22 protein-coding genes are annotated in these 22,405 nt (G+C 61.5%); 10 read left to right on the top strand and 12 right to left on the bottom strand.

Annotated features, from left to right (window positions below; translation table 11 throughout):
• Positions 1 to 255: 255 nt before the first annotated feature.
• Positions 256 to 510, top strand: coding sequence for a hypothetical protein (locus tag KHP60_RS19530; RefSeq protein ID WP_213565982.1), 255 nt, complete (start codon positions 256 to 258; stop codon positions 508 to 510).
• Positions 511 to 877: 367 nt separating this feature from the next.
• On the opposite strand, the gene KHP60_RS19535 is transcribed toward KHP60_RS19530, so the two are convergent.
• The 3 genes from KHP60_RS19535 to KHP60_RS19545 form a co-directional block, all read right to left on the bottom strand.
• Entirely contained in the window at positions 878 to 1,702 is an 825-nt protein-coding gene (locus KHP60_RS19535) for a carbohydrate ABC transporter permease (RefSeq protein WP_213565983.1), read from the bottom strand.
• A 2-nt stretch (positions 1,703 to 1,704) separates the two neighbouring features.
• Positions 1,705 to 2,604, bottom strand: a complete 900-nt coding sequence (locus KHP60_RS19540; protein WP_409366302.1) for a carbohydrate ABC transporter permease — start codon at positions 2,602 to 2,604, stop codon at positions 1,705 to 1,707.
• A gap of 75 nt (positions 2,605 to 2,679) precedes the next feature.
• Entirely contained in the window at positions 2,680 to 4,005 is a 1,326-nt protein-coding gene (locus tag KHP60_RS19545; protein WP_213565985.1) for an ABC transporter substrate-binding protein, read from the bottom strand.
• A 140-nt stretch (positions 4,006 to 4,145) separates the two neighbouring features.
• Between KHP60_RS19545 and KHP60_RS19550 the strand changes: the two genes are divergently transcribed.
• The 3 genes from KHP60_RS19550 to KHP60_RS19560 are packed head-to-tail and all read left to right on the top strand — an operon-like array spanning position 4,146 to position 6,667.
• Entirely contained in the window at positions 4,146 to 5,033 is an 888-nt protein-coding gene (locus KHP60_RS19550) for a dihydrodipicolinate synthase family protein (RefSeq protein WP_213565986.1), read from the top strand.
• Positions 5,030 to 5,704 (top strand): GntR family transcriptional regulator, encoded by a 675-nt coding sequence (locus tag KHP60_RS19555; protein ID WP_213565987.1) that lies wholly within the window; start codon positions 5,030 to 5,032, stop codon positions 5,702 to 5,704. Before KHP60_RS19550 ends, KHP60_RS19555 begins: the two co-directional genes overlap by 4 nt.
• A gap of 3 nt (positions 5,705 to 5,707) precedes the next feature.
• Positions 5,708 to 6,667, top strand: a complete 960-nt coding sequence (locus KHP60_RS19560) for a PfkB family carbohydrate kinase (RefSeq protein WP_213565988.1) — start codon at positions 5,708 to 5,710, stop codon at positions 6,665 to 6,667.
• A gap of 21 nt (positions 6,668 to 6,688) precedes the next feature.
• On the opposite strand, the gene KHP60_RS19565 is transcribed toward KHP60_RS19560, so the two are convergent.
• From KHP60_RS19565 to KHP60_RS19585, 5 genes are all read right to left on the bottom strand, one after another.
• Positions 6,689 to 7,594, bottom strand: a complete 906-nt coding sequence (locus KHP60_RS19565) for an NAD(P)-dependent oxidoreductase (RefSeq protein ID WP_213565989.1) — start codon at positions 7,592 to 7,594, stop codon at positions 6,689 to 6,691.
• Between the two features lie 57 nt (positions 7,595 to 7,651).
• Positions 7,652 to 9,166, bottom strand: a complete 1,515-nt coding sequence (locus KHP60_RS19570) for a tripartite tricarboxylate transporter permease (protein ID WP_213565990.1) — start codon at positions 9,164 to 9,166, stop codon at positions 7,652 to 7,654.
• A 25-nt stretch (positions 9,167 to 9,191) separates the two neighbouring features.
• Positions 9,192 to 9,671 (bottom strand): tripartite tricarboxylate transporter TctB family protein, encoded by a 480-nt coding sequence (locus KHP60_RS19575; RefSeq protein WP_213565991.1) that lies wholly within the window; start codon positions 9,669 to 9,671, stop codon positions 9,192 to 9,194.
• Between the two features lie 80 nt (positions 9,672 to 9,751).
• Entirely contained in the window at positions 9,752 to 10,747 is a 996-nt protein-coding gene (locus tag KHP60_RS19580) for a tripartite tricarboxylate transporter substrate binding protein (RefSeq protein ID WP_213565992.1), read from the bottom strand.
• Between the two features lie 58 nt (positions 10,748 to 10,805).
• Positions 10,806 to 11,825 (bottom strand): 4-hydroxythreonine-4-phosphate dehydrogenase PdxA, encoded by a 1,020-nt coding sequence (locus tag KHP60_RS19585; protein WP_213566022.1) that lies wholly within the window; start codon positions 11,823 to 11,825, stop codon positions 10,806 to 10,808.
• A 218-nt stretch (positions 11,826 to 12,043) separates the two neighbouring features.
• Between KHP60_RS19585 and KHP60_RS19590 the strand changes: the two genes are divergently transcribed.
• The 6 genes from KHP60_RS19590 to KHP60_RS19615 all read left to right on the top strand — a co-directional run bounded on the left by KHP60_RS19590 (position 12,044) and on the right by KHP60_RS19615 (position 18,076).
• The gene (locus tag KHP60_RS19590) at positions 12,044 to 12,733 is read left to right on the top strand and encodes a GntR family transcriptional regulator (RefSeq protein ID WP_213565993.1); all 690 of its coding nucleotides are present in this window, start codon (positions 12,044 to 12,046) and stop codon (positions 12,731 to 12,733) included.
• A 55-nt stretch (positions 12,734 to 12,788) separates the two neighbouring features.
• Entirely contained in the window at positions 12,789 to 13,508 is a 720-nt protein-coding gene (otnC, locus tag KHP60_RS19595; RefSeq protein ID WP_213565994.1) for a 3-oxo-tetronate 4-phosphate decarboxylase, read from the top strand.
• A gap of 4 nt (positions 13,509 to 13,512) precedes the next feature.
• Positions 13,513 to 14,322, top strand: a complete 810-nt coding sequence (locus KHP60_RS19600; RefSeq protein WP_213565995.1) for a hydroxypyruvate isomerase family protein — start codon at positions 13,513 to 13,515, stop codon at positions 14,320 to 14,322.
• Positions 14,319 to 15,584 carry a 3-oxo-tetronate kinase gene (otnK, locus tag KHP60_RS19605; RefSeq protein ID WP_213565996.1) on the top strand — a complete coding sequence of 422 codons (1,266 nt, stop codon included), beginning with the start codon at positions 14,319 to 14,321 and terminating at the stop codon, positions 15,582 to 15,584. Before KHP60_RS19600 ends, otnK begins: the two co-directional genes overlap by 4 nt.
• A gap of 79 nt (positions 15,585 to 15,663) precedes the next feature.
• Positions 15,664 to 17,058, top strand: a complete 1,395-nt coding sequence (locus tag KHP60_RS19610; protein ID WP_213565997.1) for an NAD(P)H-dependent oxidoreductase — start codon at positions 15,664 to 15,666, stop codon at positions 17,056 to 17,058.
• 25 nt (positions 17,059 to 17,083) lie between these two features.
• The gene (locus KHP60_RS19615) at positions 17,084 to 18,076 is read left to right on the top strand and encodes a bile acid:sodium symporter family protein (RefSeq protein ID WP_213565998.1); all 993 of its coding nucleotides are present in this window, start codon (positions 17,084 to 17,086) and stop codon (positions 18,074 to 18,076) included.
• Between the two features lie 31 nt (positions 18,077 to 18,107).
• Here KHP60_RS19615 and KHP60_RS19620 read toward each other — a convergent pair whose 3' ends face one another.
• From KHP60_RS19620 to KHP60_RS19635, 4 genes are all read right to left on the bottom strand, one after another.
• Positions 18,108 to 18,971 (bottom strand): PCC domain-containing protein, encoded by an 864-nt coding sequence (locus KHP60_RS19620; RefSeq protein ID WP_213565999.1) that lies wholly within the window; start codon positions 18,969 to 18,971, stop codon positions 18,108 to 18,110.
• A gap of 84 nt (positions 18,972 to 19,055) precedes the next feature.
• Entirely contained in the window at positions 19,056 to 19,859 is an 804-nt protein-coding gene (locus tag KHP60_RS19625) for an SDR family NAD(P)-dependent oxidoreductase (RefSeq protein ID WP_213566023.1), read from the bottom strand.
• A 7-nt stretch (positions 19,860 to 19,866) separates the two neighbouring features.
• Positions 19,867 to 20,673, bottom strand: a complete 807-nt coding sequence (locus KHP60_RS19630) for an SDR family NAD(P)-dependent oxidoreductase (RefSeq protein WP_213566000.1) — start codon at positions 20,671 to 20,673, stop codon at positions 19,867 to 19,869.
• 54 nt (positions 20,674 to 20,727) lie between these two features.
• The gene (locus KHP60_RS19635; RefSeq protein ID WP_213566001.1) at positions 20,728 to 22,365 is read right to left on the bottom strand and encodes an acyl-CoA synthetase; all 1,638 of its coding nucleotides are present in this window, start codon (positions 22,363 to 22,365) and stop codon (positions 20,728 to 20,730) included.
• Positions 22,366 to 22,405 lie beyond the last annotated feature (40 nt).

Here is a 22,405-nt window from a genome sequence, read left to right on the forward strand (position 1 = left end):
GAGCCGAACTTCGGGTTCGGGCACGATCCGGTCCACGGCAGCAGTCAGGCGGGTGCAGAAGCGCTCCGAGGCGGAGAGCAGGAGGCGAAGCGATCTGGCATTGGGAGGCGTGCCGGATGATGCATCCCGCACGAGAGATGCGTTAGCGGGGGAGCGGGCGATGACGCCTTCGAATTCACGCGCGGCTCATCCGGAATCACCAGCACGAGCGCAGACACGATCACCGATTGGAGCGCAGCCAGCGATTGAATCGGCATGAGAATCGCAGGAACATCCGCCAATTACCGCGAGGCCGGCACAAGCGTAACCTCCATTGCGGACGCGGCATCCCAGGCGGAGGCAGCCTTCACCAGCGCGCGCATCGCCCATGTGTTCCTGTACAACGCACAGACGGATACGGGCTACCTGCTCTCCGATCTCAACAACGACAATCGGTTCGAGACCGGGGTTATTCTGACGGGTGCCGGCAGTGCCGCGGACATGAACTACAGCTATATCATCAACATCTAGGCGAATGGCGCTCAGCATGGCGTGGCCAAGCCCGAGCGCTTGAGGATATGCGGGCGCCTCCTCCGCCACCGCGCCCGCCGAACCGCTGCGCCTGAGCATCGCCTGGAATGAGAAGAGCACTCACTGCCAGAGCGCGAGCAGCCAAGAGAATCCTGTTCATCGCCATCCTCCGTTTCGCCGGAATGTACAGCCCAGGCACGAGGCAAGAACCAGAAGGAAGCCTATTGTACTCTTTTCCGGCGAAGCTGCTCGATCATTTGCGACAAACGCTGGGAATTTTCGGCGGACAGGATTGGGCGAATGCGTTTCAGATACTGAACCGGCAGAAGGAGAGGCTGCTCTGCATAGGTCTCCGGGCAGGAGTTCATCATCCGCCCTTCACGGCACCCGCCGTGAGGCCGGCCACGATCTGTCGCTGCGCCACGATGGTGAGTATGAGGACCGGCAAGGTCACGATCAGCGCCGCGGCAGCCAATGGGCCCCAGCTCAACTGCTCGAAGGACAGCATGTTGTAGACCGCGACCGGCAGAGTTCGCGTTTCCCGGCCTGCCAGCACGACGCCGAAGACGAAGTTGTTCCAGGAAAATATGACCGCGAGGATGAACGCGACCGTGATGCCAGGCTTCGCGATCGGCAAGGCAATATAACGAAAAACATCCCAACGGTTGGCACCGTCGATGACAGCCGCCTCCTCGAGCTCGAGCGGGGTTGTCTCGAAATATCCGATCATGATCCAGATGACGATCGGCACGGTGATCACAAGGTGCGCAATGATCTGGGGTACAAGCGTGCCCATGAGTCCCAGCCACTGGAAGAGCAGGAATAGTGGAATCAGATAGGATAAACCGGGGGTCATGCGGGCAATGAGCACGACCACGGCAGCCTTGGTAGCCCGCATGCGGGCAATGCCATAGCCGGCAGGCACGCCGATCAGGAGGGCGAGTCCGGTTGCGGCGCCGGTCACGATCAGGCTGTTGAGAAAAAAGAGGCCAAAACGATTCGACTCGAACACGCCCGTATAGTTCTTCCAGGCGAATCGTTCGGGGATCAGGATGGGCGGGTACGCGGCATTATCGACCTCGAATTTCAGCGAGAGCGAAATCATCCATAGAAAGAACAGAACGGCCGGCGAGACCAGTACAAGGCCGACGAACAGCAGGCCGAGGGAATTGGCGACTTTTCTGAGGTTCATGCTCACCCCTGAACGTCAGTCCATTTCGTGCGCTGACGAAGATGGAGCATGAGAAGGGACAGGGCGATGACGATGGCGAAGAACACGACTGCGATCGCCGATCCGTAGCCGACATCGTAATAGGCGAAGGCGACACTGTAGAGATAAAGATTGATGGTTTCCGACGCCGTGCCAGGTCCGCCTTGCGTGATGGCGTAAATGATGTCGAAGCTCTTCAGGGCGTCGATCGTTCTGATGATCACAGCGACCATGAGGAACGGCGCAATCATCGGCAGCGTGATGTAGCGGAAGCGCTGCAGGACGTTTGCTCCATCGATTTCGGCGCTTTCATAGGGCTCCGCTGGAATGGCGGCTAGGCCACCCAGAACGATTAGCATGACGAGCGGTGTCCACTGCCAGGTCTCGACCAGAACCAGCGACGGGATCACCGTGGAGGGATTGAAGACCCATGCCTGTGGACCGATCCCGACCAGGGACAACAGGTAGTTCAACACGCCTAGCTGCGGATGAAACATCATCGTCCACACCAATGCGACAGCCACGGGCGTGGCCATCATCGGCATAACGAATACGCCACGAAGAACTCCCCGAAACGGCAGACGGGAGTTGAAGATGAGAGCCGCGAAGGTCCCGAAGATCAGTGGCAGAACGACCGCCAGGAACGTGTAGACGAGCGTATGGCCGACGGAGGTCAGGAAGCGCTCGTCCGACACGAGGCGCATGTAGTTTGACAGGCCGGTGAAGCGCCGGGCTCCACCGACCGTCCATTCCTGAAGGCTCATCCACACCGTGAAGACCCACGGGAACACGATCACCGATCCCACCACCGCCACGGCGGGCACGACAAAGGGCCAGTAGGAGCTCTTAGGGCGAGCGTCCGGAGTGGGCGCCGGCTCCGTCATCGAGGTGACTTGGCGTTCAGCGATGGTGGACATGGACATGCTCCACCATGCCGAACTTCTGCCATCGGGCTCGCATCAAGCCTTCTCGCTGCGCTCGAGGATGGGCTTGAACTGCTCCGTCGCCTTCTTCATCTCGGTGGCCGGGTCCCCTCCTCCCAGGAGGTTCGTCAGTCCGATGCCGATGACATCGCGGAACTCGGTCACCGGCTGGATGACGGGAAGGCCGAGCTTGCTGATCTTGCCCGATTCCACCACTGCGTCGATCCAGGCCGGCGGCATCTTCACGCCCTTGCGGGTTTCGGGGTCGTTGAGGATCGACTGGCGGAACGGAACGCCACCACCGGCCTGCAGCAGGCGCGCGCCCATCAGCTTCGAGACGGCCCATTGGCAATAAAGATAGGCTGCCTCCTTGTTCTTGCTGGCTGCGGTGACGCCGATGCCATCGCCGAACGTCGCCGAAGCCTGTGCCTTCGGCCCACGCGGCATGACACCGTAGCCCACCTTGCCGACGACTCGTGATTTCTCTGGATCCTCCAGCGGAGGTGCAAAGCCGACGCCATCGAGCCACATGCCGATCTTGCCCTGCAGGAAGGCCGATTGGCATTCTGACCAGTTGAAGCCGGCGACGCCCTGCGGGGCGGACTTCGTGAGTAGACGCTGATAGAGTTTTGCAGCCTCGATGGCTTCCGGTCTGTCCGTCATCAGGTTACCGCTGGCGTCGACAGGATCGATGCCGTGGCCGAGCAGGAAACTCGTCCAGACGGGAACATTGGCATTCTTCAGACCGCGGGCCACGAAGCCGTAGATCCCCTCCTTCGAGTCCGTCAGCGCCTCGGCAGCCTTCACCATCTCGTCGAAAGTTTGCGGATAGGCGATCCCCTTCTTCGCGAAGAGATCCTTGTTCCAGTACACCATCCAGTAATCGACCGAGAACGGCAGCGACAGCATCTGGCCCTGCGGGTTCTTCGCATAGAGCAGGCCGGCCTGGGAGAAGTCGCTTTCGGTGAGGCTCGGATCCGTCAGTTCCGGGTTCTTCATGAAGGCGCTGATGTCGGCCAGCCAATTGGCCTTTTCGAACTGGCGTTTCTGCACGTGATAGCTGATATGAACCACGTCGAAACTCGGGCTTCCCGAATTCAGCTCGATCACGGCTTTCTGCCGCTGCTGCTGCTCCGGCGTCTGCTCGGAGGAAACCTGAATTCCCGTCAGGTCGGTGAATTCCTTCTCGTGCTTCTGCAGAACCTCGCCGCGCGGGCTTTTGATGAGGTTCACGCCGATCTTCGTGCCGGCAAACTTCTTCCAGTTCACATCCGCAAAGGCAGGCGCGACCCCGCCCAAACCATATGCGGCAACCGCCGCCGTGCTTGCAAGAAATGTACGACGCGTAACCGACCCTGCCATTGCCCGTTTCCTCCGTGATTTGATGTAACGGTCCTTCCGGACTCTTTTCGGTGCTTGCAACCGATTAAGCACCATGTAACATGTTAGTGTCAACACAGCACTTGCTCGGCCCGGGGCCGAAGCTGTTACTGGAGGCTCTCTTGTCGCTCAGCTTTGGCATCAGTCCCGCACTTGTCACGCCGTTTCTGGATGGAAAGGTAGACGTTCACCGATTGGCCGCCCATGCGAAAGACTGCCTTGCTCGGGGCTGCCGGACGGCGACCTTGTTTGGCACGACCGGCGAAGGTCCTTCCATCGGCGCCATGGAGCGGGAGCGCATCGCAAACGAAGTCGTGGACTTCGGCATCCCGGCGGAAAAGTTGGTCGAAGGCGTCATCGCCTGTTCGCCGGAAGAAGCCGCCTACAGCACGAGCCAAGCCTTGCGCCGCGGTGCCCATGCGGTCCTGCTGGCGCCGCCCTTCTACTTCCGCCCTGCCCCGGACGACACCGTGGTCGGTTGGTATTCGGCCGTGTTCGATGCCGTCGGCAGCGATCTTCGCGATGTCATCCTCTATCATATTCCCGGGATGACAGGCGTACCCCTCTCTCGCTCGGTCATTTCGCGCCTGAAGGATCGCTATCCTGGTGCCATCAGGGGCGTCAAAGACAGCGCGTGCGATGCCGAGGCGACATTCGATCTGATCAAGGCTTTTCCCGACCTGGACATCCTCGTCGGCGATGAAACCTATCTCGGCCGCGCCTGTGCCGCAGGCGCCGCCGGGTCCATCTGCGGCGTTGCAAACATCCTGCCGGAAGCTGTTATTGCCCTGGCGGAGAATGGTCGGGATGACCCTCGCATCGTCCAGCTGGTTCAGGAGATCGGCCGCCACCCCATCGTTCCCATGGTGAAGGCGCTTACGGCTCACGTGCGCAGGGATCCGGCCTGGGCCGTTGCAAGGCCCCCGCTTCCCACGCTGGACGAACAGACCATAGCGCGGGCCGTTTCCTTGCTCGCGCCATTCGGAAAAGTGATCAAGGCCGTCGCATGAGCATGGCTCGCCAGGCGCCCCGCTCGGAACTCAAGCTGCGTGAGCGGGCCTATGACGTCTTTACCGACCAGTTGCTGCGAAGCGAGATCAAGCCCGGGCAATTCGTGACTCAGCGCGAGCTGGTTGCCCTCACAGGACAATCCCTCGGCGCAATCCGCGAACTGATTCCACGGTTGGAAGCGGAAGGGTTGATTGTGACCGTTCCGCAGCGCGGATTGCAGATTTTGCCCCTCGATATCGCGTTGATTCGCAATGCATTCCAGTTTCGGCTCATCCTCGAGCGCGAAGCGATCGCCTCCTTCAGCCACACGGCCAGCGATGCTGCCATAGGGCGAATCGAAGCTGCGCACCGATCGATTGTCGCTTCCGCACGAACCGGCTTGACGGAGAAAATCGTCGCCGAGGCTCAGCAGGTTGATCGGGAGTTCCACGAGACGATCATCGACGACCTCAACAACGATATCATCTCGAAGGCCTACCGGGTGAACTGGATCAAGGTCCGCCTTATTCGTCAGAACGAAACGAGTCTCGACGAAGATCTCGTGATCCCGGTCATGCGAGAGCACCTTTCCATCATCGAGGCCATGAAGCAGCGAAATACCTCGGCCGCTGTGGAGGCCGCGGTCGCCCACATCATGAATGCTCGGGCACGGGCACTCAGGCTTGAGTAAGTCATGAATCAGAAGCCGGTGATCTGCCTCGGATGCGCTTTCTGGGACACCATCTTCAAAGTCGACCACATCCCCGGGCATGGCGCCAAGGTGTTGCCCGACAGGGCCGTTCAGGCGGCCTCGGGGATGGCGACGGCCGCGGCGGCCACCATCGCCCGACTTGGCGGCAATGTCGAACTCTGGGCACGCATAGGTGACGATCCCACCGGCGACAGCTTCCTGCACGACCTGTCCCGTGAAACCGTGCGCATCGAACGGATCCGCAGGATCCCAGGCGCCTGTACCGCCTTCTCGACCATCCTCGTCGACAGTGCCGGTGAAAGACTGGTGGTGCCGTACACCGATCCGTCACTCGATTCCGATCCGAGTTGGCTCCCGCTCCACGAAGCGGCAGACGCCGCTGCAGTTCTGGTCGACATGCGTTGGCCTGAAGGTGCAAAGGCGTTGCTTGCCGAAGCGCGCCGTCATGGTGTGCCGACCATTCTCGACGCCGATGTCGCGCCGCCAGAGATGCTCCGCGAATTGATCGGGCTTGCCGACCATGTTCTGTTTTCGGAACCTGCCCTGCTTTCCCTTGCCGCGAGCGGATCGTCCAGAGAGGCACTGAGGGAAGTTGCTGCGGAACTCGAAGCACAGGTTGTCGGAGTGACGCTGGGCGCGGCAGGAGCATTGATATGGAAGCGGGAAGCCGCGGAAAGCACGGTGTATGAGGTCCCGTCGGTGCCAATTCGCGCGGTCGACACCCTGAACGCCGGAGATGTCTGGCACGGCACCTATGTCCATGGTCTCGTCAACAACTGGGGTCTGCTGCAGACCGTACAGTTGGCCAATATCGCGGCAGCCATGAAATGCGAGCATTTCGGAGGGCGCCTCGGCTCTCCACAGCTGTCAGAACTGCTGGAACGAACCCGCGCTGTCTATCAAGATCCGACTGAAAGCCGAGGAGAAGTCTGCCCAAGGTGAAGCATATGCCTCCGGGCGACTTCACCCACGACTGGCCGGAGATGAAGCTGAATTTCGGCGCTCCAGTTCGACGAGCAGCCCGCTGTGATCGAGATCCCCTGCATTGTCGATAAGGCCTCGGAAGAGATCCGCCGTCAGCGAGGTATAGGGCAGTGCATCCAGAGCGATGCGCTCTGCAGCGTCCAATGCGTTGTCGAGATCCTTGAGATGCGTGACCGAGCGGCCTTTTGTGGCGAAATCACGCTCGACCATGCGCTGACCATGAAGTTCGAGGATGCGGCTTTCGGCAAATCCTCCACGGAGAGCTTCTCGGACCTTGGCCGGATCGGCGCCTCCCCGCTGGGCGAGCAGCAGCGCCTCGGCAACGGCACCGATGGTGACGCCGACGATGATCTGGTTGGCAAGTTTCGCCAACTGCCCTGCCCCATGCGGACCCACGTGAACGGGCCTGCCCATGATCTTCAGGATCGACTCGACACGGTCGAAAACCTCGGATTCGCCGCCGGCCATGATCGCCAGGGTCCCCTGCTCCGCCCCAAGCGTTCCGCCGGAAACGGGTGCATCGAGATGATGGACGCCCCGCTCTGCGAGGTGCTTCGCGTGATCCTGTGCCTCGGCTGGCTTGATGGAGCTCATGTCGACCACGATGGCACCCGGCCGGAGGGCACTCACCACACCTTGCGTGAAGAGCACGTCCGTGACGGTCCTGCCGTTCTCCAGCATGAGGATGACGACGTCGGCGTTACTGACCGCCTCGGGGGCGGTGTCCACGACGCGAGCGCCAAAGCGTGAGAGCGCCTCGGCCTTCTCGCGCGATCGGTTCCAGACCGTCAGTGAATGGCCTGCGTCGAGCAGTCGCTTGGCCTGGCGCGAGCCCATTAGGCCGATGCCAAGGAACGCCACTGTGCCTGAAGTGGATGTCGCCATTGGAAACTCCTTCGAGGGACCTGCCCGATCCGCGGGCGATCCTCCTGACCATTAAACTCATGCCACAGCGGATGAGGCCTTCGGCTTCACCAAGCGGCTGAGCACGATGCTCAGAAGCGGGCCGAGGGCTAGCGCGATACCGATAAGCATGAGCGTTGCGACAAGGCCGTTCGACCAGAAGATCGAAAGAGAACCCCGCGACATGATCATGGACTGTCGGAAAGCGTCTTCCGCCTTGTCGCCGAGCACCATCGCCAGAACCAGCGGCGCGATCGGATAATCCAGCTTCTTGAACAGATATCCCACCACGCCGAAGGCCAGAGCCAGCCAGAGGTCGAAGGGACGCCCCGCAACCGTGTACGCACCGATGAAGCACACGACAACGATGACGGGTCCGATGATGGCAAAGGGGATGCGCAGGATCGAGGCGAAGAGTGGAATGGTGGCGAGCACCATGAGCACGGCGACGATGTTGCCGAGATACATGCTGGCGATCAGACCCCACACGAAGTCCGGCCGTTCAACGAACAGCATCGGACCTGGATTGAGACCCCAGATCATCAGGCCGCCCATCATGACGGCTGCTGTCGCGGAACCGGGAACACCGAGGGCAAGCATCGGCAGGATGGCGCTGCTTCCGGCAGCGTGATCCGCGGTCTCCGGTGCAACCACGCCCTCTGGCTCACCCTGTCCGAAACCGTCCTTGCGGCGGGAGAGGCGCTTGGCCAGGCCATAGCTCATGAAGGAGGCCGCCGTCGGTCCGCCGGGGGTGATGCCCATCCAGCATCCGATGGCGGCGCTGCGCAGGAGCGTCACCCAGTAGCGTGGCAGGGTCGCGATGGTCTTGAAGACATCGCGCACCTTGACCCGTGCGCGGATGCCGTCGAAGCGGAGGCCTTCCTCCATGGTGAGCATGAGTTCACCGATGCCGAACAGTCCGATCACCGCGATGAGGAAGCTGATGCCGGACAGGAGTTCGTTGAACCCGTAGGTAAGGCGCAGGCCTCCTGAGACGGTGTCCATGCCGACCGCTGCAAAAGCGAACCCGAGGCCCATGGAGACGACGGTCTTGAACGGGGATGCGGCGCCAAGTCCGATGAAGCTGGCAAAGGCCAGGAAATAGACGGCGAAATATTCCGGCGAACTGAACCGAAGGGCAAATTTGGCCACCCAGGTCGACAGCACGGTGATGAGGATGACGCCCACCAAGGCGCCGAAGCCGGCCGATAGGAACGCGAGCGTCAGTGCCTGCGTCGCGTGTCCCTGCCTGGCCATGGGATACCCGTCGAAGGTTGTCGCGACGGACGATGGCTCACCCGGGATGTTGAAGAGGATCGAGGTCGTCGATCCGCCGAAGAGCGCTCCCCAATACATGCTCGTGAGCAGAATGATCGCCGCGACCGGATCCATGGTGAAGGTCAGCGGGAGCAGCAGCGAAACGCCATTGGGTGCACCGAGGCCCGGCAGAACGCCGACGAGAATGCCCAGCAGAACACCGACCATCATCAACATGACGTGGTAGGTGGTCAGCGCGACGCCAAAGCCATGAAGGAGTGATGCGAAATTTTCCACGACCTGTCTCCGTCAGGATTGGAGGCTAGTAGAGGCCCAGGGCAGCTTCGAGCGGACCCTTCAGAAGGGGAACCTGGAAGGCGACTTCGAGCACGAAATAGAAGATCACGGCCGCGGCGATGCCGGAAGCGACAGCTATGACGAACCGGTACTTGCCCTGCACCCACATGACGAACGAGAGATAGAGCGCGGTCGCCACATAGAGACCGAGGAGACGTGCCACCACCACGAAGGCGAGCATCGGCAGGAAGAACGATGCCACCCGCTTGGCCTCTTCCCTGTGAAGGAAGACCGACTGCAGGCCGCGTCGGCCAACCGTCGCCTGGATCAAGGTGCCGACGCTGGCGGCGACGACCAAAAGGCCGATATAGAATGGAAAGGCTCCGGGCTCCGGTCCTGCATCTCCCCAGCCGATCCCGAACTCCAGAGCGCCGACCACGGCAGCGAGGCCCAAGCCCGCCGTCAAAGTCGCAGTTCCGACCTCAGCGGTATAACGAGAAATCATGGCATCCGTCCCGGTCCGATGAAAGCCGCAAAGAATAAGGGCTGGCGGAGTGGCCCCCGCCAGCCGCAAGCCCGTCGTGGTTAGCGAACGAGCCAGCCTTCCTGTTCAAAGACCTTGCGGTTCTTGGCATCGTCCGAAGCGATGAAGGTCTTCAGATCCTGTCCTGCCAGGAACCGATTGGTCTGAGACGTGCGATCAATGTATTCCTTCCACTCGGGCGTCTCGCTCACCTTCTTGAGGAGATCCGCGTAGAACGCGACCGACTCGGCAGGAACCCCGCCCGGCAGCCACACGGTGCGCGGCATCTGGAACTGATCGATCGGGATGCCCGCTTCCTTGCATGTCGGGATATCGGACCAGCCCATGGTGGCCGTCACCTTGACCCCGCCCTGCAGACGCGTCGGGCTGAACACGCAGAGCGGGGTGATCGCTCCGGCTTTCCACTGGCCAGCATTCTCATTCGGGTTGTTGGTGTTCGAGTCGATGTGGCCGCCCGCAAGCTGCACGCCGGCTGCGCCACCGCCCTGGAAGGGAACGTAGATGAACTTCGCCCCGGTGGCATCCTGGATCAGGCTGGTGAGGGTCTGGTCCGTGTCCTTGGACTGGCTGCCTCCCATCTTGAACGTATCGGGCTTCGCCTTGACGGCTTCGATATAGCTCTTGGCGTCCTTGTAGGGAGCGTCCGCCTTCACCCAGAGCAGGAACTCGTCGAGGGCCATCGCGGCGACAGGGGTGAGCTCGTCGGGCTTGTAGGCGAGCTTCGCCACATAAGGGAGGAGATAGGCATTGTTCGTGCCGAAGGTGAGCTTGTGGCTGTCGCCTGTCGCGATCTTCGTATAGATGAAGCCTTCAGCACCACTGCCGCCGCCCTTGTTGGTGACGACGATGGATTGGTCCATCAGCTTGTGCTTGGCGATGATCGACTGCACGACGCGGGCGAAGTTGTCCGTGCCGCCGCCGGGGGCCGATGTGACGACGAACTCGACCGGCTTCGCCGGCTTCCAATCCGCCTGAGCCACGCCGCCGAATGTCACCGCGACTGCGGTGGCGAGCAACCATGAAGTCTTTTTGAGCATCGTTCTTCCTCCCTGTGATAATTTCCGACTGATGGCGTCGGTTCGCGGAACTGGCTGTTTAGGAATTGACGGTCGACAATCTGGGCAGCTCGGCCTCGGATCGGCGGGCCCGCACCTCCGCGCCCATGCGAATGGCGAGCGAGAGCGCCTCGCGGCTGGCGCCGAGATTGGCAATGCCGCGACCGGCGATCTCATAAGCCGTGCCGTGAGCAGGAGTGCAGATCGGGAATTCGAAACCGCCGATCAGCGTGACCCCCCGGTCAAAGCCCATCAGCTTCATCGCGATCTGACCCTGATCATGATACATGGTGAGAACGGCATCAAAGTCGCCGTTCTTGGCCCGGAGAAAGACCGTATCGGACGGGAACGGCCCTTCGACGGTGAAGCCCTGGTCCTGCGCCTTACGGACCGCCGGTTCGATAATATCGATTTCCTCAGTGCCGAAGTTGCCGCCGTCGCCTGCATGTGGGTTGAGGCCGGCGACCGCAATGCGCGGCGGATTGAAGCCTGCGGCGCGCATGCACTGATCGGCCAGCGTGAGTGACCGCAGGATCCCCTTCTCGGAAATCGCCGAAGCTACCTGAGACAGCGGGATATGGGATGTGACACGGGCGTTCCAGGTCTTGCCCAGAACGTTGAACTCGCTCGCGGCGACCGATGTCTTGAGTACATCGCGCACGAAACGGATCTCGTCGTCATATCCTTCATAGGCCAGGCGCATGGCCTTCTTGTTGAAGGGCGTGAAAAATACCGCGTCGGCCCGGCCCGACTGGGCCAGCAGGAGGGCGCGCCGGAAATTCTCGGTCGCGAACACGCCACCTTCTAGCGTCGCCGTAGCGGGAACGACCTGACTGGGGTCAAGATTCTTCAGATCGACGAATACAGGGCGGGGCGAGCGAGACTGCATCGCCTGCTCTGACACCACAACATCAACATCGACCTCAACACCCGCAACCTTGGCGCCCTGCTCCAAGATCCGAAGGTCGCCGAAGATCACCAGATCCGCGCCAGAGCGGAATTCATTGGATGCGATGAGCTTGGCAGCAAGCTCCGGGCTGATGCCTGCCGGATCGCCCATGGCGAACGCAACGGTCGGCTTTGCTGACGGGGTCGATGACGTTTGAGCGCTCACAGCAACCTCTTCTCGGGATGACGTAAGGACATTAACAGCCATAAATTTCGTACACAAGTATGCTGCATGCAGAATTTTGTTTGCGAGGATTCAGGAAAAAGTTGTATAGAGAGGTCAAATACCGTCAGGGTTTTGTGAAAAGACGGCTAAGAATGGAACATGCCATGGCATCCGAGGCAGCTGCCCTGCTGATCGAAGAGTTCGATTCGCGCGGCCCCATCGCCCGCCCTACCCTTCACGATGCGATTGTGGCGCGCGTGCGCGACATGATCATCGAGGGCGAGCTGGTTCCGGGGACCCGGCTTCATGAAGGCAACCTCGGCAAGATGCTCGGCGTTTCCCGGACTCCCTTGCGGGAAGCCCTCAAGTTTCTGGTCAGCGAGGGATTACTGGAACTGTCACCCGGCCGCGGTGCCGTCGTCCGACAGTTCAGTGCAAAGGACGTTCACGACAGCCTCATCGTACTCGGGAACCTCGAGGGCCTTGCCGGACGCCTCGCGTGTGAGCACGCCACGGACGCCGAGATCCGGGAGGTCCGGCAACTGCATGACCGCATGATGGACATGTACGAGAAGCGCGACCGCCTGCCCTATTTCAAGCTGAACCAGAACATCCACTCGGCTATTCTCCGCCTCTCCAAGAACGACGCCCTGGTGTCGGTTCACAGCGTGCTGCAGGCCCGGCTGAAGCGCATTCGATACATCGGCAACGAAGGGCCGGAAAAATGGGCCGGGGCCGTTGCCGACCATGAAGAGATGATCAATGCCCTGGAGGCGCGGGATGCCGAGCGCCTGTCGAAAATCCTGACGGTTCATATGGAGAAAACCTGGGAGCGCGTCAGGAACGCGATCTGATAGCTGCTGCCACCCGGATTCCTACTCCAACACCGAAAGTTTCAAAGGCCTCGACATGAGCCATGAGAGCCAGCTTCGTGAGACGATCTGCCTTTTTGGGCGCTCTCTGTTCGAACGCGGTCTGACGGCAGGGTCATCCGGCAATATTTCGGTCCGATTGAGCGATGCGGGCTGGCTGACGACGCCGACGAACAGCTCCCTCGGCTTTCTCGACCCGGCTCGCCTGAGCAAGCTCGACGCGGACGGCCGCCTCCTCTCGGGCGATGCCCCGACGAAGGAGCTGCCTCTCCATACAGCTCTCTATGCGACCCGCCGGGATGCAGGCGCGATCGTCCATCTGCACTCCACCCATTCCGTTGCAGTCTCGATGCTGCCCGACGTCGACCCGGCCAATGCCCTGCCGCCCATGACGGCCTATTACATCATGCGTGTCGGCCGGACAGCCCTCGTGCCTTACTACCGGCCGGGAGACGCTGCCGTCGCGGACGCGATCCGTGGGCTCGCAGGAAAGTACAGCGCCGTTCTTCTGGCCAATCACGGCCCCGTGGTGGCTGGCAAGGACCTGGAAGCTGCTGTCTATGCCACCGAGGAACTGGAAGAGACCGCCAAGCTGCGCCTCCTCCTGCACGGCCTCAACCCGCGCCTGCTGACCCGTGCGCAGGTTCGGGATCTGGTGACACATTTCAAGCTGGACGAGGCGATTGCGGACGAGTCGCCTGATAGTCCGCAGGAATGCTGTTCCACTCCACATGACTCTTCACACAAGTGCGGATGAATCAATGCCCCGTTTCTCGGCCAATCTAGGCTTTCTCTTCACCGAGCACCCTGAAATCGACCGGATTGCTGCCGCAGCGGAAGCCGGCTTCAAAGCCGTCGAGATGCACTGGCCCTATCAGGTGCCTGCTGCAGAGATGCGGAGCGCCTTGAGCCGCAGCCAAGTCACCATGCTTGGATTGAACACCCCGGTCGGAAACGCCGCCGCAGGCGATTTCGGACTCGCAGCGCTGCCGTGCCGCGAGAGCGAGTTTGAGCAAGCCATCGATCAGGCGGTCTCCTACGGGCATACCATCGGTGCAACGGCCGTTCACTGCATGGCCGGGCTTGTCACTGCCGATGCCGCTTCAGCAGCGGAAAGTACATTCGTGGCGAACCTGAAACTTGCCGCCGACAAGGCTGCCCTGGCGGACATGACGGTCCTGATCGAACCGATCAACCATCGGGACAAGCCGGGATACTTCCTTCACACCATCGAGCAAGCCGCATCGATCCTCGATCAGGTCGGCCGCCGGAACGTGAAGATCATGTTCGACTGCTATCACACCCAGATCATGCAGGGTGACCTGATGCGGCGTCTCAGGGACCACCTTGATCTCATCGGCCATGTGCAGATCGCGGCGGTGCCGAGCCGTGCCGAACCGGATGAAGGCGAGATCGACTACCGCGAGATCTGCCGGTTTCTCGACACACTTGGCTACAGCGGCTGGATCGGAGCCGAATACAAACCTCGCGGACGAACGGAAGACGGCCTCGGCTGGCTTTCAGCCTGGACCCAGGATCAATCCTCAAGTGCCCGTGGAGCTGCGGCATGAAGCTCGGATGCATCGCCGATGATCTGACGGGGGCATCTGACCTTGCTCTCATGCTGGCCCGCGAAGGGCTCCGGACAGTCCAGACGATTGGCGTCCCGCGGGCGGGTGTCGACCTCTCGGGCGCGGATGCCGTCGTCGTTGCCTTGAAGTCGCGGACCATTCCGGCGCAGGAAGCCGTCGATCAATCCTTGGTGGCAGCGGAAGCTCTCAGAAGGGCCGGCGCGCAGCACCTGTTCTTCAAGTACTGCTCCACCTTCGATTCCACGGATGCGGGCAATATCGGGCCGGTTTCCGAAGCCCTTCTTGCCTTCGCCGGCACCGATTTCACCCTCGCCTGCCCCGCCTTCCCGGCTAATGGACGCACGGTCTACAAGGGCCATCTCTTCGTGAACGGGGTGCCGCTGCACGAAAGCAGCATGAAGGACCATCCGCTCACTCCCATGCGCGATTCCAATCTCGTGCGGGTTCTGCAGCGGCAGACCAAGCTGTCCGTCGGTCTCGTTTCCTATGAAGATGTGGAAGCAGGACCGGATTCCATTCGCACGGCCTTCGATCGAGAGAAGGCAGCCGGACATCAGATCGTCATCGTCGATGCGCTGAATGACACACATCTTCGGGCCATCGGTCTCGCAGCCGCCGACCTTCCTCTCATGACCGGCGGGTCAGGTGTCGCCATGGGCCTGCCTGCCGCCTACCGACAGAGCGAGGGCCCGACCACGCCGTCCTCCTCGAAAGGCTTCGATGCCCCTGCCGGCCGCAGCATCATCCTGGCCGGATCGTGCTCCAGCGCGACGAGAGAGCAGGTCAGGACCGCCCATGACGCTGGCATGCCCGCTCTCCGGCTCGATGCCATGGATCTCGCCTCGGGCGCCATGACGGCGCAGAACGCTCTGGACTGGCTGAAGACGCAGCCGACGAACGGCCCGGCCCTGATCTATTCCACGGCGACACCCGAGGAAGTTCAGGCGGTCCAGGGCAGGCTCGGGCGCATGAATGCCGGCGAGATCGTCGAGAGAACCCTTGCGGAAATTGCAAAGGCGCTTCCTTCCCTCGGCTTCACCCGCCTCATCGTTGCCGGTGGCGAAACATCCGGCGCTGTCGTGAATGCCCTTGATGTCGATGCGCTCGCGATCGGGCCTGAGATCGACCCCGGCGTGCCCTGGACGCGCTCGCTGGCAGGGATCGACCTCGCACTTGCGCTCAAGTCAGGCAATTTCGGAACTCCGGACTTCTTCCTGAAGGCTTGGAACATGCTTCGATAGGACGGGGCTCAAGAAGGCAACGCATTCAGCAACACAATAAACCGGTCGCGACCGCCTGCCGGAAGGGGAGATACGTGCGATGAACTATCATGATTACTACGCGAAGGCGGATCGCCCCGTGGAAACCTGCGTCGTCGGCACCGGCGGCTTCGGCCAGAGCTTCCTCGCCCAGGCCCCACGCGTCCCCCTGATGAATGCGCGCATCGCCGTCGATCTCACCGCCGAGAGCGCGGCATTGGGATTGAAGGCCGCTGGCATCGATCCGCGCAAGATCCAGATTTGCGAGTCGGCTCGCGATGCGAAGGTCGCGTGGGAGAGCGGAGACTCCATCGCAACCAACGATCTCGCGCTCGTGTGCGACCTTCCTTTCGACGTCGTCGTCGAGGCGACCGGACAGCCGCAGGCGGCCGCCCGCCACGCCCTCCTCGCGGTTCAGGCCGAAAAACACCTTGCGCTCGTCACGAAGGAGCTCGACAGCGTCGTTGGACCGGGCCTGAAGGCTCTTGCCGCCGAGCATGGCCGCATCGTCACGACTGTCGACGGCGACCAGCCGAGCCTACTCATCGGTCTCGCCACCTGGGCCGAGGTCATGGGCTTTCATGTCATCGCCGCCGGCAAGTCCAGCGAGTACGACTTCGTCTTCGATCCCACATCCCGCCGCCTCACCAGTAATGAACGCTCTGCGGAAAATGTCGATCTGGAAGGTCATTGGGCGCTCGGCGAACGAAATGTCAGCGAAATGCTGACCTCCAGAAGCAATGCCATTGCCGGCTTCCCGCAGCGGGCTGTGCCGGATCTGTGCGAACTCCTGGTCGTCGCGAATGCCACTGGCCTGCAGCCCGACCGATTCGATCTCCATGCGCCGCTCGCACGCATCAATGAGATTCCGACGATCTTCTCACAACAGGACAATGGCGGCATTCTTTCCGGCGACAGGCGGCTCGACGTGTTCCACTGCCTGCGCAAGCCCGACGAGATCAGCTTTGCCGGCGGTGTCTTCGTGGTCATTCGCTGCGATGATGCAAAGAGCTGGGACATGCTGGCGCAGAAAGGACATATCGTCAGTCGGACAGGCGCAACCGCCATGGTGTTCCTGCCGCGGCACCTGCTGGGACTCGAGGCCGCCACCAGCATTCTCGACGCCGCGATTCATCGGACGTCCGGCTACGGCTCAGACTACCGGCCGCGTTACGACCTGATCGCCGTGGCGACCGAGGACCTGCCGGCCGGCACGGTTCTCTCCATGGGAGGACACCACCACACGATTGCCGGCGTGACCGCCGAGTTCCGGCCTGCGGGACCGCTCACGGCGGCCGCGCCGGCGCCTTTCTATCTTGCGGCCGATTGCCGGCTGACTGCTCCGATCGCCAAGGGACAGGAAATCCGGATGAGCGACCTCGAACTGCAGGAGGCATCGGCACTTGCGCGGCTGCGTCGGGAGCAGGATCGGCGCTTCTTCGGGCCCCTGTCTTAAGACCTGCATCCGGAGCGCATGATCAATGTCCTTCCTCTCACTCCTGGTGCCGGACCGTTTCACCATCGCCCTTGTGGCAACAGCCATCATCGCGACGATTCTGCCTGCGACGGGCGCGGCGGCGCCCATCCTCAAGATGGTGATCATCGGGTCGATTGCTCTTCTGTTCTTTCTCCAGGGAGCCCGTCTTCCACGGCAGGCCATCATTCAGGGCGCCATTCATTGGCGCCTTCACCTGATGGTGTTCGCCGCGACCTTCATCCTGTTCCCGCTTCTCGGTCTACTCACGAAGACGTACCTGCAATCGTATCTCGCCCCGGGCATCGCCCTGGGGATCCTGTACCTTTGCCTTCTTCCCTCCACGATCCAATCGTCGATCACGTTCACCTCCATCGCGGGCGGAAATGTCGCCGCTGCCGTGTGCAGCGCGTCGGCCTCGAATGTGCTGGGTGTCTTTCTCACACCTCTTCTCATGGGATTCTTCATGCAGACCCAGGGAGGAGTCTCGTTCGGGGCCATCGGCGAAATCGTGGTGCAGATCCTCGTTCCCTTCCTCCTTGGACATCTCATGCGTCCCTGGATCGGACAATGGGTGGAGAAACGCCGAACGCTCACTGGAATCGTAGACCGCGGCGCGATCCTGCTCGTCGTCTATTATGCCTTCGGGGAGGCCGCCATCAACAATCTCTGGCGCCAGCTGGATCCGAGCGACATGATCCTCCTCGTCCTCGTCAGCTGCGCGTTGCTTGCCGCCGTTCTGGTGATCACGACGACAGCAAGCCGGCTGTTCGGATTCTCACGCCGAGATGAGGTCGCCATCGTTTTCTGCGGCTCCAAGAAAAGCCTTGGCAGCGGCGTTCCCATTGCCAGCATTCTCTTTCCAGCCAGCATGATCGGCGCGATCATCCTGCCCCTGATGCTGTTCCACCAGATCCAGCTGCTTGTCTGCGCGGTCCTGGCGAGAGCCTATGCAGAGAGGACGGACCAGGACTCGAAGATTGCGGAGCCTGCCGAGTAGATGCATCGATCCGACGCGAGCCTGGACGAAATCAGGTTGAGCTCGGCTCGATGACCAGTTCGAAGGTGACACAGACCGGATTGTCGCCACGCACGATCTCTCCTTCGAAGATCCTGCCCTGCATGTCGACAACATCGATATCGAGGCTTGCTCGCGGCAGATTGTCGACGTTCATCATCCTACCCTTACGGATCAGAACCTCCGTGGCATGGGACCCGACCCGGGTCCCATCTACGAAGCGGACCTCGTTCAAGCTGCCGATGCCGTATACGTTCGCCGCTTTGATCCCGTGCCGTAAGCAGATCGCCTCGATGGCGAAGGTGATATCCTCGTTGGGTTTGACTTTCACCAGCAGCACATGAGAGTGGGACGCCCCGACAATGCCCTCGGAAACCAGCACCGGTTCGAACAATGTAAAGTTCGTCTCAGGATCCGGCAGAGCCTTGAAGGCGGCGGTTCGGGATCCGATTCCGGTGACTGCGATCGGCTCCGCTACGATTGTCGCCGGTCCGAGCATATGGCCCATCTGCCGACCGTCGCGCGAGTTCCAGATCCCATGGCAATGGATGAAAAGCTTGCCGTCGCGCCAGCCGACGATGGCACAGGCGCGCTCGATCTCGACCCGACCCGTCGGCTCGAAGGTTTCGCTGTACCACGCCGCATGAAGAACGTCCGGAGAGGCGGCCGGCATGACGAACTGGAACGGCTCGCATATTCCGCCCTTGAACTCCACGAAGCCGCCAGTGCATCCGAAGCTCGCAAATCCCTTGGCAATCGCCGCATCGACGGCCTGACCTGGCTCAAGCGTGAATTGCAGCGGCACGGCCGACCCGGCAATGGCGGCCGTGCGCTCCGGAGATGCAGGGCCAGGGTGGCGAATTGTTCTCGATGTCATGTGTAGTACCTTGGCAACTCGCTTGGTCGTGAACAAGGCTCCATTCAGCCTCGCCTCCCCTGACCGCAACTACGAACTCGATCGTCAACGAAGCTCCGAGACGGCGCAGCTCTGGCCGCCATCCACCGGCAGGCAGACGCCTGTAATGAACTTGGCCTCCTCCGACGCCAGGAAGACGGCAGCATTCGCAATGTCCCAGGCCGTTCCCATTTTACCGAGCGGAACAGCCGCATTGCGTGCGGCCACCATCTCGTCGACGGAGGCATATTGCCCGGAGATCTGCTTGTAGATCAGCGGCGTATCGATGAGGCCGGGCATGATGCAGTTGGCGCGGATGCCTTGGCGGGCATATTGCATGGCGAGGGCGACAGTGGCCTGGTTCACGGCCGCCTTCGTCGCGGCATACGCGAAGTAGGGATAGCCGGTCCACCGAATTGCCGCGAGGGAGGATATGTTGACGATCACTCCTCCGCCTTGGCGCAGCATGTGCGGAATGACGGCCTTGGACGTCCGATAGATCGGACCGATGTTGAGGTCCAGGGCAGCAGCGAACTGTTCCTCGCTCAGTTCGACGGGGCCCCCCATATGGGTCACTCCGACGTTGTTATGCAGGATGTCGAGCCTGCCGAAGTCTGCAACTGCCTTCTCGACCGCATCGTTGATCGAGCCCAATTCCGTGACATCGGCCGAGATAGCCAAGGCGATGCCACCTTCACTGACTATGATCGCCGCCGTTTCCTCTGCGGCGGCCTGGACGAGATCGACACAGACTACGCTCGCTCCCTCTCGTGCATAGGCAACAGCGGCTGCCTTTCCGTTTCCCCACCCGAGCCCCGACGATCCCGCTCCGAATACGATGGCAATCCTGTCTTTCAAACGCTCGCCCATCTTGGTCTCACCCATGCCCGGTGCCGAGAGTATGCGAGGCGGGCTCGCTCTGTGCGGGATCAAGAATGCCGGCAATGGAAAAGCCGCCGTCGATACAGATTGTCTGTCCGGTGATGTAGCTGGACTTGCGCTGATCGAGGAGGAAGACCGCGGCTCCGGCAATCTCATCCGGTGAGCCGTAGCGGCGCTGCGGCACCGTGGTCATCCAGGCAGCGCGCACCTCGGGGGTGTGAACCTCCCGGACGAGAGGCGTCTCGATCGGCCCGGGCGCGATCGCATTCACACGGATCCCATTGGAGGCCAATTCGACGGCCATGACCTTCGTCATTGTGATGACACCGCCCTTCGAAGCCCCATAGGCCACCCGCCCCTTGTTGCCCATGACGCCGGACACGGATGCGATGTTGACGATGGATCCGCTTCCCCGCGCTCGCATCAGTTTCGCTGCCTCGCGCGACACGACAAAGCTCCCGATCAGATTGACCTCCAGCATTTTTCGGAAGAGATCGACGCTTGTATCGAGCGCAGGCACGTCCCGACCGATGCCGGCTGAGTTGACGACACCCGTGATCGGCCCGAACTCAGCCTCGCAAGCCACGATAGTGCGGACGACTTCGGCTTCGTCTGCAACATTCATCCGGTCGAACCGAACCCGGTTGTTGGATGGGGAGAGAAGATCCTTGCAGCGGTCGAGGTTCTTCTGTTCGAGATCCGCCACGATGGCGCGCCAACCTTCGGCAAGAATCGCTTCGACCACCGCAAGCCCGATGCCGGAAGCCCCTCCGGTCACGAGGACTGTCTGCTGCTGAGCCATGTTTCTCTCCCGAGGACGTACAACGCACTTCCGTGGCGGACCCCGCCGTTCACATCAGGTCGTGTCCCGTGATGGTTGAGCAAAGGGCAGGCAGCCACGCCTCTCCAGCTCTGCCCGGATGTCCTTCTTCGTGATCTTGCCGTAAGCGGATTTCGGCAAGGCCTCCCAGAAGAACACCCGCTTCGGGAGCTTGTAGCGGGCAACCTTGCCCTCCATCCAGGCCAGGAGTTCGCTCTCACTCACATCCGCCTGCGCCCGCGACACGCAGACCGCCACCCCCACCTCGCCCCAGGTTCTGTCAGGCACTCCCAGGACGGCGACCTCGGCAATGGCCGGATGCGTCAGGATCTTCTCTTCGATCTCACGCGGATAGACGTTCGAACCGCCCGAGATGTACATGTCGGAGGCGCGTCCGGTGATGTAGAGATAGCCTTCCTCATCCACATGCCCGAGATCACCTGTCCGAAACCATCCGTCTCGGAAGGATTTCGCATTGGCTTCGGGATTGTTGTAGTACCCTGCAAACACGGCCGGACCGCAGACGCAGATTTCCCCAGTCTCGCCGGGTGCCACCTCGCGCCCCTGCTCGTCCTGGATCGAGACCTGCATGCCCGTGCGTTCATAACCGCAGGTTCCGACCTTCACATTGGGACCATCGCCGGACTCGTGAAGCGCCGGCGGAAGCACGGTAATGTTGCCCGTGACCTCGCCAAGGCCGAAATACTGGACGAGCACCTTTCCGAGCTTCGTGAGCGCATGCTTCTGGTCCTCCCGGTACATGGGAGCGCCGGCATAGATCACGTAGCGAAGGGAAGAGTGGTCGTGCATGTCCACCGAGGGATGCTCGGTCAGCAGCTTGACGATGGTCGGAACGGTAAAGAGATTCGTGATCCGCCATTGTTCGACGAGCCTCCAGGCTTCGTCGATGTCGAACCGTTCGCTTGAGAGAAGCACTGTCTTGACCCCGCGCGCCACCTGCGTGAGCTGGTGAACGCCTGCGCCATGGGACAAGGGCGCCACCACGAGAGACGCGTCCTGGTGCGTCGTACCCGGCATCAGATCGCAGAGGTGGTTCGTCACCACAAACGCCATTTGGCCATGGGTAAGAACGGCAGCTTTTGGCCGCCCGGTCGTGCCGGACGTGAAAAAGAACCAGCATGGATCATCGTGCTCGACCGGTGCCAGGGGCACGCCCTCGCCCGAGTATCGTGCGACAAGATCATCATAGTCCTCACCGAACTCCGAAGGCCCGATAGAGATCACGAGCCGGACGCTGGGCGCAGCCTCACGCACTCCCGCGACATGCTCCGGGAAGTCGCGATGGCAAATCATGGCCGAGGCGCCGCTGGACTGGGCGAGATAGGCCACCTCATCCGGGGTCTGACGAAAGTTCGCCGGCACCCAGACAGCCCCGAGCTGAAAGCACGCGAACATGGACTCGAACATCTGGTTGCAGTTCTTGGACTGCACCAGGACGCGGTCCCCCTTCCCGATTCCCCTTGCGGCCAAGGCAGAAGTCATCGCATTGACACGCCGCGCCAGATCGCCCCAGGTCCAGGTCGCATCACCCCAGACGAAACCGATCTCGTCTCCGTGGCGTCGCGCCGCCTGACGCAGAAAGTTGGCCAGGTTCATGACCCGTTTGGACACGGGTACCAGACCGCCTGCAGGGAGCTGAGCGGAGCCCGTCATTTGCGGCGTCTCCAGAGACCGGCGATAACTGCGTGTGGCA

Origin of the sequence: Microvirga sp. 3-52 (assembly GCF_018383585.1) — a bacterium.
Lineage (GTDB): Bacteria > Pseudomonadota > Alphaproteobacteria > Rhizobiales > Beijerinckiaceae > Microvirga.